The organism is Streptomyces sp. NPDC002640, from assembly GCF_053592575.1.
This window is the reverse complement of the sequence record NZ_JBSFVZ010000006.1, coordinates 267,762-281,960: the sequence shown is the minus strand read 5'-3', so window position 1 is coordinate 281,960 and position 14,199 is coordinate 267,762. Positions and strand designations below refer to the sequence as shown.

Annotated in this window: 11 protein-coding genes; 9 read left to right on the top strand and 2 right to left on the bottom strand. The window is 73.7% G+C overall.

Annotated features, from left to right (window positions below; all coding sequences use genetic code 11):
• Positions 1-82 precede the first annotated feature (82 nt).
• The 3 genes from ACWD3O_RS11165 (at position 83) to ACWD3O_RS11155 (ending at position 3,626) form a co-directional block, all read left to right on the top strand.
• Complete coding sequence (locus ACWD3O_RS11165) at positions 83-1,117, top strand: DUF2804 family protein (protein WP_451415678.1); 1,035 nt, start codon at positions 83-85, stop codon at positions 1,115-1,117.
• Positions 1,118-1,283: 166 nt separating this feature from the next.
• Positions 1,284-2,819, top strand: a complete 1,536-nt coding sequence (gene miaB, locus ACWD3O_RS11160) for a tRNA (N6-isopentenyl adenosine(37)-C2)-methylthiotransferase MiaB (protein ID WP_451415708.1) — start codon at positions 1,284-1,286, stop codon at positions 2,817-2,819.
• Positions 2,820-2,882: 63 nt separating this feature from the next.
• Positions 2,883-3,626, top strand: coding sequence for a class III extradiol dioxygenase subunit B-like domain-containing protein (locus tag ACWD3O_RS11155; protein WP_451415677.1), 744 nt, complete (start codon positions 2,883-2,885; stop codon positions 3,624-3,626).
• Positions 3,627-3,642: 16 nt separating this feature from the next.
• On the opposite strand, the gene ACWD3O_RS11150 is transcribed toward ACWD3O_RS11155, so the two are convergent.
• The gene (locus ACWD3O_RS11150; protein WP_451409083.1) at positions 3,643-3,975 is read right to left on the bottom strand and encodes an antitoxin; all 333 of its coding nucleotides are present in this window, start codon (positions 3,973-3,975) and stop codon (positions 3,643-3,645) included.
• Positions 3,976-4,113: 138 nt separating this feature from the next.
• Here ACWD3O_RS11150 and miaA point away from each other — a divergent pair, with 138 nt between their 5' ends.
• The 6 genes from miaA (at position 4,114) to hflX (ending at position 12,859) form a co-directional block, all read left to right on the top strand.
• Positions 4,114-5,052 (top strand): tRNA (adenosine(37)-N6)-dimethylallyltransferase MiaA, encoded by a 939-nt coding sequence (gene miaA, locus ACWD3O_RS11145; RefSeq protein WP_451415676.1) that lies wholly within the window; start codon positions 4,114-4,116, stop codon positions 5,050-5,052.
• A gap of 371 nt (positions 5,053-5,423) precedes the next feature.
• Positions 5,424-5,876: a hypothetical protein gene (locus ACWD3O_RS11140; protein WP_451409533.1), complete on the top strand. Its 453-nt coding sequence runs from the start codon at positions 5,424-5,426 to the stop codon at positions 5,874-5,876.
• Between the two features lie 83 nt (positions 5,877-5,959).
• Complete coding sequence (dapF, locus tag ACWD3O_RS11135) at positions 5,960-6,871, top strand: diaminopimelate epimerase (RefSeq protein ID WP_451415675.1); 912 nt, start codon at positions 5,960-5,962, stop codon at positions 6,869-6,871.
• A 258-nt stretch (positions 6,872-7,129) separates the two neighbouring features.
• Positions 7,130-9,328: a RelA/SpoT family protein gene (locus ACWD3O_RS11130; protein WP_451415674.1), complete on the top strand. Its 2,199-nt coding sequence runs from the start codon at positions 7,130-7,132 to the stop codon at positions 9,326-9,328.
• 127 nt (positions 9,329-9,455) lie between these two features.
• A complete protein-coding gene (locus ACWD3O_RS11125; RefSeq protein ID WP_451415673.1) occupies positions 9,456-11,066 on the top strand; it encodes a M1 family metallopeptidase in 1,611 nt (536 codons plus the stop codon).
• Positions 11,067-11,380: 314 nt separating this feature from the next.
• Entirely contained in the window at positions 11,381-12,859 is a 1,479-nt protein-coding gene (gene hflX, locus ACWD3O_RS11120) for a GTPase HflX (RefSeq protein ID WP_451409088.1), read from the top strand.
• Positions 12,860-12,946: 87 nt separating this feature from the next.
• Here hflX and ACWD3O_RS11115 read toward each other — a convergent pair whose 3' ends face one another.
• Complete coding sequence (locus tag ACWD3O_RS11115) at positions 12,947-14,173, bottom strand: trypsin-like serine peptidase (RefSeq protein ID WP_451415672.1); 1,227 nt, start codon at positions 14,171-14,173, stop codon at positions 12,947-12,949.
• Between the last annotated feature and the right edge of the window lie 26 nt (positions 14,174-14,199).

Here is a 14,199-nt window from a genome sequence, read left to right as displayed (position 1 = left end):
GATGTGGAACCGGTCACCGCCCGCGGCGCCGCCCGCGTCAGGACCGTTGACCTGCGCGGGAGCGGGTGGTGGGATCCGCGTTGTGTCCGATCACCACGCGCCCTCCGCCCCCGCCCTGCTGATCGAGGGCGGTGCGCGCCGCTTCGGCCGGCTCGCCGCCCGGCCGGTCCGCGTCAACCCGCTCGACGAGTTCAGCGGGCCCGCCCGGCTGCTGCGGCGGCTGCGGCTGAAGGAGTGGGCCGGTTTCACGCTGCTCCACCCGGACGTCTGGTCCTCCCTGATCATCCAGGACGCGCAGTACCTGGCCAGCAGCGAGATCTACGCCCACGACCGGCGCACCGGCATCCTCCACCAGCACGCGGCCAACGCCCGCGGCGGCTCCGCCGCCCTCCCGGCGGACCTGCTGGACGGCGGGCACTGCGCCTTCGGCGGGAGCGGCCACCGCATCGCCTACGACTTCGCCGAGCGCGAGGGACGGCACACGATCCACGTCGACGTCGCCGCCACCGCGACCGCCCCCGCCTTCGAGGCGGAGCTGACCCTCGACGCGCGGGCCGCGAGCGCGCCCCTGTCGGTCTCCTCCCGGCTGCCGGGCAACGGCCGGATGTACACGCACAAGGCGGTGTTCCCCGTCGCCGGCGTGCTCAAGGTCGGCTCCACCGAGTACGTCTTCGACCCGGCGCGCGACCTCGCCCTGCTGGACGAGCACCGCTCGTTCCTGCCCTACCGGACCCGCTGGCTGTGGGGGACCTTCGCGCTGCCCACCGCCGACGGCCCGGTCGGCGCCAACTTCGCCGACCGTCCCGAGCTGCCCGGCGAACCCGAGGAATCGGCGATCTGGGCGCCCGGAGCGTGCGAACCGCTCGGTGAGATCTCCTTCACGCCCGAGCGGCCCGGCGACCCGTCCGCCCCGTGGACGATCGCCTCCCGCGACGGACAGCTGGACGTCGTCTTCGAGCCGGAGGGCCGCAAGGAGGTCCGCCACCAGTTCGGCCTCCTCGCCATCGACTACTTCCAGATGTACGGCCGTTATCGGGGCGTGCTGACGGCGGGCGGCTTCGAGCACCGGCTCGACGGCGTGCACGGCGTCTGCGAGTCGATGAGCGCCCGCCTGTGAGGGACGGCCTCCGGCGGGAGGCGTGCGGGGGCGCTCCGGCGCCCCCTTACCCTTGTGTCCTATGAGCAGCATGGACCGGAGCGACGCGGTGAACGGGGCGGTGGACACGGCAGTCGTCGGCACGACGACGGCCGACACCTCGGTGGCCGACACGACGGCGGCCGACATGACGGTGGCCGATACGACGACGGTGAAGACCGTCGGCACCACGACGGTGAAGACCTACGAGGTGCGCACCTACGGGTGCCAGATGAACGTCCACGACTCCGAGCGGCTCTCCGGGCTGCTGGAGGGCGCCGGCTACGTCCGCGCCCCCGAAGGGTCGGACGGCGACGCGGACGTCGTCGTCTTCAACACCTGCGCGGTCCGCGAGAACGCCGACAACCGCCTCTACGGCAACCTCGGCCGCCTCGCCCCCCGCAAGGCCTCGCGCCCCGGCATGCAGATCGCCGTCGGCGGCTGCCTCGCCCAGAAGGACCGCGAGACGATCGTCAAGAAGGCGCCCTGGGTGGACGTCGTCTTCGGCACGCACAACATCGGCAAGCTGCCGGTCCTGCTGGAGCGCGCCCGCGTCCAGGAGGAGGCGCAGGTCGAGATCGCCGAGTCGCTCGAGGCCTTCCCCTCCACGCTGCCCACCCGCCGCGAGAGCGCCTACGCGGCCTGGGTGTCGATCTCCGTCGGCTGCAACAACACCTGCACCTTCTGCATCGTCCCGGCGCTGCGCGGCAAGGAGAAGGACCGCCGCACCGGCGACATCCTCGCCGAGATCGAGGCCTTGGTCGCCGAAGGCGTCTCCGAGATCACGCTGCTCGGCCAGAACGTCAACGCCTACGGCTCCGACATCGGAGACCGCGAGGCGTTCAGCAAGCTGCTGCGCGCCTGCGGGAAGATCGAGGGCCTGGAGCGGGTCCGCTTCACCTCCCCGCACCCGCGGGACTTCACCGACGACGTGATCGCCGCGATGGCCGAGACGCCGAACGTGATGCCCCAGCTCCACATGCCGCTGCAGTCCGGCTCCGACCCGATTCTCAAGGCGATGCGGCGCTCCTACCGTCAGGAGCGGTTCCTGGGGATCATCGAGAAGGTGCGGGCCGCCATCCCGCACGCGGCGATCACCACCGACATCATCGTGGGCTTCCCCGGCGAGACCGAGGAGGACTTCGAGCAGACCCTGCACGTGGTCCGCGAGGCGCGGTTCGCGCAGGCCTTCACCTTCCAGTACTCGAAGCGGCCCGGCACGCCCGCGGCCACGATGGACGGGCAGATCCCCAAGGAGGTCGTCCAGGCGCGCTACGAGCGGCTGGTCGCCCTGCAGGAGGAGATCTCCTGGGACGAGAACAAGAGGCAGGTCGGCCGGACGCTGGAGCTCATGGTCGCCGAGGGTGAGGGCCGCAAGGACGGCGCGACGCGGCGGCTGTCCGGGCGCGCGCCGGACAACCGGCTCGTCCACTTCACCAAGCCGGAGGAGGAGGTGCGGCCGGGTGACGTGGTGACCGTCGAGGTCACGTACGCGGCGCCGCACCACCTGCTGGCGGAGGGGCCGGTGCTGGCCGTGCGCCGTACGCGGGCGGGGGACGCGTGGGCGAGGCGGAACGCGGCGGAGGCGGCGAAGCCGGCGGGAGTCATGCTGGGGCTCCCCACGGTCGGCGCTCCCGCCCCGGCCCCGGCCCCGGCCCCGGCCGGCGCCTGCGGCTGCGACTGACCCGGACACCTGCGGGCGGCGGCGGCCGGGGCGCGGGACCGGAGGGGCGGTTACGCTGCGGGTATGGTTGTCGCCGCTGCCGTGTGTCCGTGCCCCCCGCTGCTCGTGCCCGAGGTCGCCCAAGGCGCCGCCGCCGAGCTGGAGCCGCTGCGCGCGGCGTGCGACGAGGCCGTGCGGGCGCTCGTCGACGCGAAGCCGGACCTGATCGTGGTCGTCGGCCCCGGCCCCCGCGACGCCGTGCACAAGCCCGGCGCGACGGGATCCTTCCGCGGCCACGGCGTGCCCCTGGACGTCACCCTGGGCGACGGCACCACCACCGCGGACGCCACTCCACTCCCGCTGTCGCTGACCGTCGGCGCCTGGCTGCTCGCCCGCTCCGGCTGGACCGGCCCGGTCCGTGCCGTGGAGGCGGCCGAGGACGGCGACCCGCACACCCACCGTGCCCGCGGTGCGGAGATCGCCGGCTGGGCCGACCGTGTCGCCCTCCTGGTGACGGGCGACGGCAGCGCCCGCCGCGACGTGAAGGCCCCCGGATACCTGGACGAGCGGGCCGCCCCGCTGGACGCCCGGATCGCCGCCGCCCTCGCCTCCGGGGACGCGGACGGCTTCCTGGCCGGGCTCGACGCGGACACCGCGCGCGCCCTGATGGTCTCCGGCCGCCCCGCCTGGCAGGTGCTCATCGGCGCCGGCGCCGGCAGTGGTACCGGCGACGACAGCGGGACCGGCGCCGGCGGGCTCGGCCGTCACCGGCTGCTGCACGAGGCCGCCCCCTACGGCGTGGGCTACTTCGTCGCGTCCTGGACCTGAGCCGGCCGCGGGACGGTCAGTGCCCCGGCGGCGGCGAGGACGGCGGAGTCGTGCCCTCGTCCCCGCGATCCGGGCGGCGGACCGGACCGGGACCCTCGTCCCCGGTCATGCCCGTGCCGTGACCGTGCGTGCCGCCCCGCTCCTCGGCCAGCCGGGCCGCGGCGTCCTTGGCCTTGCCGGTGCCGCGCTCGATCTTGTCGGAGTACTTGCCCTTGGTCCGCTCGTCGGCCATCCGCGCGGCCTTGTCGATGCCCTGCTGGATCTTGTCCTGGTTCCGCGAGGCGAGGTCGCCGACCTTCTCCTTAGCGGGACCGAGCTTGTTCTTCAGGTTGTCGAGGAAACCGCTCATGGTCCGCCTTCCGTGGTGTCCGTACACACCTGTCCGTTCCACACCGTACGTATGCGGGACGGAACCGGCCGGATGCGCGCGTCCGACCGAGGCAGCACCGGGGTCCGGAGCACCCCGGTCATTTGGGAGACTGGGGCCGTGAGCAGTACTCGTCCCACCCCGCGCGTCATCGCCGTCGTCGGCCCCACCGCCGCCGGCAAGTCCGACCTGGGCGTCGTCCTCGCCCAGCGGCTCGGCGGCGAGGTGATCAACGCCGACTCCATGCAGCTCTACCGGGGCATGGACATCGGCACCGCCAAGCTGACCCCCGAGGAGCGCGGCGGCGTCCCGCACCACCTGCTCGACATCTGGGACGTCACCGTCGCCGCGAGCGTCGCGGAGTACCAGAAACTGGCTCGCGCCCGCATCGACGCGCTGCTCGCCGAGGGCCGGTGGCCGGTGCTGGTCGGCGGCTCCGGGCTGTACGTGCGGGGCGCGGTCGACCGAATGGAGTTCCCCGGCACCGACCCCGAGGTCCGGGCCCGCCTGGAGGAGGAACTCGAACGGCACGGCCCCGGCGTCCTGCACGCGCGGCTGGCCGCGGCCGATCCCGAGGCGGGCGCCGCGATCCTGCCGTCCAACGGCCGCCGCATCGTGCGCGCGCTGGAGGTCGTGGAGATCACCGGCAAGCCCTTCACCGCCAACCTGCCCGGCCACGAGTCGGTGTACGACACCGTGCAGATCGGCGTCGACGTGCCCCGGCCGGAGCTGGACGAGCGCATCGCCCGCCGGGTCGACCGCATGTGGGAGGCCGGTCTGGTCGAGGAGGTCAGGGCACTGGAGGCACAGGGGTTGCGCGAGGGGCGCACGGCGTCCCGGGCGCTCGGCTACCAGCAGATCCTCGCGGCGCTCGCCGGGGAGTGCACCGACGACGAGGCGCGCGCGGAGACGGTCCGCGCGACCAAACGCTTCGCGCGCCGCCAGGATTCGTGGTTCAGGCGGGACCCGCGGGTGCATTGGCTCAGTGGGGCCGCGGACGCCGCCGCCGCGATGCCCGAGCGTGCGCTCGCCCTGCTCGAACGGCCGGTTACAGCCTGATCACGTGATGGCATCGGGTCGCTCCGGGCGTCATTGCGGCCCCGGGCGGCGTGCCATCATCGTGATCCGATCGACCAGTGGAGTCCCAGTCAGGAGGGCGCGTGGCGATGGAGGCCGGCCCTCGCGACACCGCACACGGGAGGCAGGTCGCCGAGGGCGACAGGGGGCACGACGACGCCCCGGCGCCCGACGCGGCCGAGCCGCCCCGCGTCCCCTCGGCGCGCACCGGGGACGAGGCGTTCACCGAACCGCAGACCGGCCGGGACACCGACCCGGACCCGCACCAGGACCCGCACGCGGACCCGCACCCGGGCTTCCACCCGCACGTCGACCCGGAGCTTTCCGGCACCCCCGCCACCGGGCAGGACCCCCTGCTCGACGGGGAACCGGAGGACCCCGGCGCCGACGGCCGGCCGGAGGCCGACGACGAGGTCGTGGACGGCGTGAGCGACGACGGCCCGCCGCCCGACGAGATGTACACCGGCCCCGAGGTCGAGGTCGAGCTCCGTCCCCGGCGCCGGCTGAGCGCCTGGCACCTCGCCCCCGTGGTGGGGCTCGCCGCCGCGGGCTCCCTGATGTTCGCCTTCCCGCTCGCCTTCGACTTCGGCGACAGCGGTGCGGTCATCGCCATGCTGGGCGTGCTGATCTGCTCCTGCGCCGCCGGCTGGGGCCTGGTGGCGGCCCGCAGGGTCGGCCAGAACTGGCCCGGCCTGCCCCCGCGCGGCTCCGGCCGCCGCCCCGACTGGCGGATCATGCTGGCCTACGCGGTGACGGTGATCGCCGTCGTGCTGCTCGCCGTGTGGCGCGTCGCCCGACTGCGATGAGCCGCCGCGCCGGAGCAGCGCCGGCCTGCGCCCCGGACGGCCCTTCGCCGTCGTCCGCTCCGGCAAGGTCGTACGATCGAGGGATGAGCACGCGGATCGCCTTCCTCAAGGGCCACGGCACCGAGAACGACTTCGTGATCGTGCCCGACCCCGAGAACGCCGTGGACCTGCCCCCCGCCGCCGTCGCCGCGCTCTGCGACCGCCGGGCCGGGATCGGCGGCGACGGACTGCTGCACGTGGTGCGCTCGGCCGCCCACCCGGAGGCCCGCGCGATGGCCGGCGAGGCCGAGTGGTTCATGGACTACCGTAACGGCGACGGCTCGGTCGCCGAGATGTGCGGCAACGGCGTCCGCGTCTTCGCCCGCTACCTGCAGCACGCCGGCCACGTCACCGCCGGTGACCTGGCCGTGGCCACCCGGGGCGGCGTGAAGACCGTGCACCTGGCCAAGGACGGCGACGTCACCGTCCGCATGGGCCGCGCGATCCTCCCCGGGGACGGCGTGACGGTCACCGTCGGCGGCCGCAGCTGGCCCGCCCGCAACGTCAACATGGGCAACCCGCACGCCGTCGCCTTCGTGGAGGACCTGGCGCACGCCGGGACCCTGCACGAGCCGCCGCCGTTCGCACCCGCCGCCGTCTACCCGGACGGGGTGAACGTCGAGTTCGTCGTCGACCGCGGCCCGCGCCACGTGGCCATGCGGGTGCACGAACGCGGCTCCGGCGAGACCCGCTCCTGCGGCACCGGAGCCTGCGCCGTGGCCGTCGCCGCGGCCCGCCGGGACGACGCGGACCCCGCGGCCACCGGCACCCCCGTGACGTACACCGTGGACCTGCCCGGCGGGCGGCTGCTGATCACCGAGCACCCGGACGGCGAGATCGAGATGACCGGCCCGGCGGAGATCGTCGCCGAGGGCGAGCTCGAACCCGAGTGGTTCGCGCGCGCCACCGCCACGAGGAACGCCGCCCTCCCCACCGCGGCGGTACGCACCGTATGAGACCGGCGGGAGAGGGAAGCGCGAGGGCCCTGGGGCCCTCCGCGGCGCGCGGGCACGGCAGGACGGACCACCACGCCGCGAAGCCCCTCTCCTTCCCTCGAACGGGTGATCCCGTTCACGCTCGGCGAGAGGCGGTGAACGGCACGTGATGGGCTCGATAGCATCAAGCACCGGTCCGGACGGGGGATCGACACCGCATCCCCGGCCGTGTCGCCTCTCGGGATCCCCGTCCGCCGGTCGACGCAGCCGGAGGTGCCGATGAGCGCGGAGGCCACGAACGCCGCGACCCCGGGGGCCGTGACGCCCGTCCCCCAGAGCCCGCCTGCCCCGCGCCGGCGCTCCCGGTCCAGACTGGACCTGAGGCGTCTGGGCCGGGCCGCCCTGCTCGGCCCGACCGGCCGCGACCGGCTGCCGGACGCGATCGGCCACGTCGTCGAGGCCCACCGCGCCCACTTCCCGGACGCCGACCTCGAACCCCTGCGCCACGCCTACGTGCTGGCCGAGTCCTCGCACCGCGGCCAGATGCGCAAGAGCGGCGAGCCGTACATCACGCACCCCCTCGCGGTCACCCTGATCCTCGCCGAACTCGGTGCGGAGACCACGACCTTGACCGCCTCCCTGCTGCACGACACCGTCGAGGACACCGCCGTCACGCTGGAGCAGGTGCGCGCCGGTTTCGGCGAGGAGGTCGCCTACCTGGTCGACGGCGTCACCAAGCTGGAGAAGGTCGACTACGGCGCCGCCGCCGAGCCGGAGACCTTCCGCAAGATGCTGGTCGCCACCGGCAACGACGTCCGCGTGATGTCGATTAAACTCGCCGACCGGCTGCACAACATGCGCACCCTCGGGGTGATGCGCCGCGAGAAACAGGAACGCATCGCCAAGGTCACGCACGAGGTGCTGATCCCGCTCGCCGAACGGCTCGGCGTGCAGATGCTCAAGACCGAACTGGAGGACCTGGTCTTCGCCGTCCTCCACCCCGAGGACCACGCCCGCACCCAGGAACTCATCGAGGGCAACGCGGCCTCCGGGGAAGACCCGTTGGGCGAGACCGCCGAAGCGGTCCGCGGAGTGCTCCGCGAGGCGGGCATCCCCGCCGAGGTCGTCGTCCGGCCACGGCACTCGGTCTCGGTCCACCGGGTCTCCCTGAAACGCGGGCAGTTGAGAGGCACGGACTTCGGCCGGCTGCTGGTCCTGGTCAACGAGGACGCCGACTGCTACGGCGTCCTGGGCGAACTCCACACCTGTTTCACGCCGGTCGTCTCGGAGTTCAAGGACTTCATCGCCGTCCCCAAGTTCAACCTCTACCAGTCGCTGCACACCGCGGTCGCCCGCGAGGACGGCCAGGTCACCGAAATCCTCATCCGCACCCACCGCATGCACAAGGTCGCCGAGGCGGGCGTGATCGCCCTCGGCAACCCCCATGTGGCGCAGCCCGGTTCGGACGAGCAGGGCGAGGGCGAGCGGGCGGACGGCGAGCGCTCGGACGGCGAGCGGGACGGTGAGCGCGCCGACCCGACCCGGCCCGGCTGGCTCTCCCGCCTGCTGACCTGGCAGGCCGCGGCCCCCGACACCGACATGTTCTGGACCACCCTGCGCGAGGACCTCGCCCAGGACCGCGAGATCACCGTCTTCCGCGCCGACGGCGGGGCGCTGGGCCTCCCCGAGGGCGCCACCTGCGTGGACGCTGCCTACGCCCAGTACGGCGAGGACGCCCACTCCTGTATCGGCGCCCGGGTCAACGGCCGCCTCGCCGCGCTCGGCACGGTGCTGCGCGACGGTGACCGGGTGCAGCTGCTGATGGGTCAGGACCCGGCCTCCGAGCCCTCCCGGGAATGGCTCGACCACGCCACCACGCCGACCGCCCGGATCGCCATCCAGCGGCGGCTCGCCGCCCGCGCCGCCGAGGCCCCGGCCGGGGAGGCCGCCGCCGACGGGCGCGCCGAGGAGGAGATCCGCGAGGCCGCGTCCGCCCCCGAGCCGTCCTTCGAGCCCGACGCGTCGTTCCGCGGACCCGGGGTCGTCTCCGACCGGCAGGGCGCCCCGGTCCGCCTCGCGGGCTGCTGCACGCCCGTGCCGGGCGACGAGATCGTCGGGTTCACCGTGCGCGGCGGCGCGGTCGCCGCGCACCGGACCGACTGCGCCACCGCCGTGCGGATGCTCGCGGCGGGGCGTGAGCGGGTCGGCGTCCGCTGGGGCGAGACCACCGCCTGCCGGGTCACCCTGGTCGCCGAGTCCTTCGGGCGGCCGCACCTGCTGGCCGACCTCACCGAGGTGATCGCCGCCGAGGGCGGCGACATCGTCTCCGCCACCGTGGAACCGCCGGTCCGCCAGCGCGTCCGGCACACCTACACGCTCCACCTGCCCGACGCCGCGCACCTCCCCGCCCTGATGCGGGCCATGCGGGACGTGCCGGGCGTCTTCGACGTCAACCGGGCGGCCTCCGCGGCGCAGTGAGCTCCCCCCCCGGGGCCCCGGCCCCCCGGCCCCCGGCTCCTCGGCGGGAGTTCGCGGGACTACCCGTTCGGGTGGAGAGGGTGCGAGTCGCCCTCGTGGTGGCCGCCCGTCCTGGTAGCCGTGGGGGATGCTCTCGCACCGCCCCCGCCGCCGCGCCGTCCGCGGCGCCCTGCTGGCCTCCGCCGTGTCCGTCTGTCTGGTGGCGGCCGCCGCCCCGGACCCCACGCCCGCCGCCCCCCTCGGCGTCGGCGACCGGCTCTTCCCGCACCTGGGGAACCCCGGGTACGACGTCCGCACCTACGACCTCCGCTTCGCCTACCCGGGCTCCAACACCCGCCCGATGAAGGCCGTCACCACCATCGAGGCCAAGGCCACCCGGCGCCTGGAGCGGCTCAACCTGGACTTCGCGCACGGCACGGTCTCCTCGGTCACGGTGGACGGCGCGAAGGCCGCGTTCACCAGCGCCGGGGAGGACCTGGTGATCACCCCCCGCACGGCGCCCGAGGCCGGCGACACCACCCGGATCGTCGTCCGGCACACCAGCGACCCGCGCCCGCCCGAGGGACAGCAGCACGGCTGGGTGGTGACCAAGGACGGCCTGGCCATGGCCAACCAGGCCGACGCCGCCCACCTGGTCTTCCCGTGCAACGACCACCCGTCCGACAAGGCGCTCTACACCATCACCGTCACGGCCCCCGCCGAACTGACCGCCGTCGCCAACGGCCTCCCCACCGGCGACGAGGCCGGCCGCGGCGCCGCCGGTACCCGCACCTGGACCTACCGCAGCAAGCACCCCATGGCCACCGAGCTGGTGCAGGTCTCCGTCGGCCGCTCCGCGGTGGTCCGCCGCCAGGGACCGCACGGTCTCCCGCTGCGGGACGTCGTCCCGGCCGCCGACCGGCAGAAGCTGGAGCCGTGGCTCGCCAGGACGGCCGGACAGATCGACTGGATGGAGCGCAAGGTCGGGCCGTACCCGTTCGAGACGTACGGCATCCTGATCGCCGACACCACCACCGGGTTCGAGCTGGAGACCCAGACGCTCTCCCTCTTCGAACGCTTCCTTTTCACCGAGCCCGCCATCCCCGCCTGGATGGTCGAGTCGATCATGGTGCACGAGCTGGCCCACCAGTGGTTCGGCGACAGCGTCACCCCGGCGACCTGGTCCGACGTCTGGCTCAACGAGGGGCACGCCACCTGGTACGAGGCGCTCTACGCCGACGAGACCGGCCACCGCACCCTCGAGGAACGGATGAAGGCCGCCTACGCCTCCTCCGACAGGTGGCGCGCCGCCGGTGGCCCGCCCGCCGCCCCCAAGGCGCCGAAGGAGGGCCAGAAGATCGGCATCTTCCGCCCCGTGATCTACGACGGCTCCGCGCTGGTGCTCTACGCGCTGCGCCAGGAGATCGGCCGGCACGCCTTCGAGCAGGTGGAACGCACCTGGGTCGACCGCCACCGGGACGGGACCGCCACCACGGCCGACTTCGTCCGGCTGGCCTCCGAGGTCGCCGGGCGTGACCTGGAGGGCTTCTTCCGCCCCTGGCTCCACGGGAAGAAGACCCCGCCGATGCCCGGCCACCCCGACTGGCGGTCCGAGGCTCCCACCGCCGCGGGGAAGCCGGCCGCCGGCCGCACGGTCGTCCCGGCCCCCGGCCTCGGCCACCACGGACACCACCCTCACGTCCACGGTGGCCCCGGCGCTCCGCAGGAGCACCACGCGCACGGTCACCACGCCCACTAGACCGGACGCACCGGGACCGGGCGCACCGGGACCGGACGCACCAGGACCGGACGCGGCCGGACCGGACACGGCCGGACCCGGCGGTGGCGGGCGCGTGCCCGGGGCCGCCGCGCCCGGCCCCCGGCGCACCCGGGTGACGGCCGCGCGGGTGCACCGGCGGCCCGTCGCGGCGGATAACCCGGTGACGGGGCGGCGGCGCCGTGGGAGCATCGAGGGGTGCCGGCGGGTTGCCCGGGAATCACTCGGGGCATTCGGACGTTGAGCACAGTGATGGACCACACGGCCCGTCTTCCACCATTCGACGTAAGGACCCAATGACCTCCTCTTCATCCACTTCCCAGGACTCCGAGCGATTCGCGCACGCCCTTCGGGCCGATGCCCTGATGGAAGAGGACGTCGCCTGGAGCCACGAGATCGACGGCGATCGGGACGGCGACCAGTTCGACCGCTCCGAGCGCGCGGCCCTGCGACGCGTCGCGGGTCTGTCCACCGAGCTCGAGGACGTCACCGAGGTCGAGTACCGGCAACTCCGTCTGGAGCGGGTCGTGCTCGTCGGGGTGTGGACCTCGGGCACGGCGAAGGACGCCGAGAACTCGCTCGCCGAGCTGGCCGCCCTCGCGGAGACGGCGGGCGCGCTGGTGCTGGACGGTGTGGTCCAGCGGCGCGACAAGCCCGACGCGGCCACCTACATCGGATCCGGCAAGGCCAACGAGCTGCGGGACCTCGTCATCGAGACCGGCGCCGACACCGTGATCTGTGACGGTGAGCTGAGCCCCGGCCAGCTCATCCACCTCGAGGACGTCGTCAAGGTCAAGGTCATCGACCGGACGGCGCTGATCCTCGACATCTTCGCCCAGCACGCCAAGTCCCGCGAGGGCAAGGCGCAGGTCGCGCTGGCGCAGATGCAGTACATGCTGCCGCGACTGCGCGGTTGGGGTCAGTCCCTGTCCCGTCAGATGGGCGGCGGCAAGGGCGGCGGCCTCGCCACCCGTGGTCCCGGTGAGACCAAGATCGAGACGGACCGGCGGCGGATCCGCGAGAAGATGGCGAAGATGCGCCGGGAGATCGCGGAGATGAAGACCGGCCGCGAGGTGAAGCGTCAGGAACGGCGCCGCAACAAGGTGCCCTCGGTCGCGATCGCCGGTTACACCAACGCCGGCAAGTCCTCGCTGCTCAACCGCCTGACCGGCGCGGGCGTCCTGGTCGAGAACGCGCTGTTCGCGACCCTGGACCCGACCGTGCGCCGTGCCGAGACGCCCAGCGGGCGGGTGTACACGCTGGCCGACACCGTCGGCTTCGTGCGCCACCTTCCGCACCACCTGGTCGAGGCGTTCCGTTCCACCATGGAGGAGGTCGGCGACTCCGACCTGATCCTGCACGTGGTGGACGGCTCGCACCCGAACCCGGAGGAGCAGCTCGCCGCGGTGCGCGAGGTGATCCGCGACGTCGGCGCCACCGGCGTGCCGGAGATCGTCGTGATCAACAAGGCGGACGCGGCGGACCCGCTGGAGCTCCAGCGGCTGCTGCGGCTCGAGAAGCGCTCCATCGCCGTGTCGGCCCGCACCGGGCTGGGCATCGACGAGCTGCTGGCGCTGATCGACGCGGAGCTGCCCCGACCGGCCGTCGAGGTCGAGGCGCTGGTGCCGTACACGCACGGCAAGCTGGTGGCGCGGGCCCACACCGAGGGCGAGGTGATCTCCGAGGAGCACACCGCGGAGGGCACCCTGATCAAGGTGCGGGTGCACGAGGAACTGGCCGCGGAGCTCGCTCCGTACACGCCGGCCGCCGCCTGACCGAGCACCGAACGAACGAGGGCCCGCCCTCCCGGTACCGACCGGGAGGGCGGGCCCTCGTCTTCGCCGCGAGAGGCGAAGCGGTGACTACTGGGCGCCGACGGCCTCGTAGAGCTTCTCGGCCTGCTCGTCGAGGCGCGGCCCGGCCAGCCAGCCCGCGGAGATCGGGCCGATGGAGGTGTTGGACACCAGCGCGGGCTTGCCGTCCGAGCCTTCCGCGACCCAGCCGCCGCCGGAGGACCCGGCCGTCATGGAGCAGCCGATCCGGTACATGGTCGGGTCGGCGGCCACGATGGACAGCCGGCCCGGCTCGTCCTGGCACTGGAACATCCGCTCACCGTCGTACGGGGCCGCGGCGGGGTAGCCGGTGGCGGTGATGCTGTCGATCTCCGGCACCGCCGGGGCGTCGAACTCCACGGGCAGGGCGGTGCCGACCGTCTCCTCCAGCGACTTGCCGCCGCCGTTCTCCGGAGTCACCTTGAGCACCGCGTAGTCGAACGGCGCACCGTTGCCGCCGGTCTGGCCGCCCTGCTCGATCCACTGGTCGGAGGTCATCGCGACCTGCGCCCACCACAGGCCGTGCGGGGCGATCTTCTCCGGAGCGGCGCCCGCCAGGTCCTGCCCGGTCAGCGCCTGGTCGTTGTAGGACGGCACGAAGGCGATGTTGCGGTACCAGCCGCCCTCCTTGCCCGCGTGGACGCAGTGCCCGGCCGTCCACACCAGGTTGGACCTGCCCGGGTTGGCCGGGTCCTCCACCACGGTCGCCGAGCAGACCATGGTGCCCTTCGGACCGTCGAAGAAGAGCTTGCCCGAGGCGGGCGCCGCGTCGCTGTACGGCGCGGACACCTCGGCGGCCTGCACGGGTGCGGGGGTCGGGTCGGTCACGCCCTGGTCGCCGGAGATGTCGTTCTCGTCGACCGTGCTGTCCGGCTCCTCGGCCTCACGCATCCGGTCGGGGTTCCAGAGGTCCTCGATGATCGGGTTGATGAACTGGTCGGCCTCGCGCAGCCAGTCGTCCTTGTCCCAGTTCTTCCAGGCGCCGCCCCGCCACTCGTCGAGGTCGATCCCGTACTCCTTGAGCTTGTCGGTCAGCTCCTGCGGGATCTCGATCTTGCCGTCGCCGAGGTCCGGGACGTTCACCGCCGGCTTGTCGGAGGCCTGCGTGCCCTCCGGGCTGCAGGCGCCCGCGGTCAGCGCGAGGGCCGACGCCAGGGCCACGGCGGCGAACGGACGGAAGGCCGTGCGCCGGCTGCCCGGCGTCCGGCCCGCGCTCCGTCCCCGGCCGGTCGGGAAGGGCGGGCGTATGGGTCGCATGTTCGGAACTCCCCCTGATGTGAGTG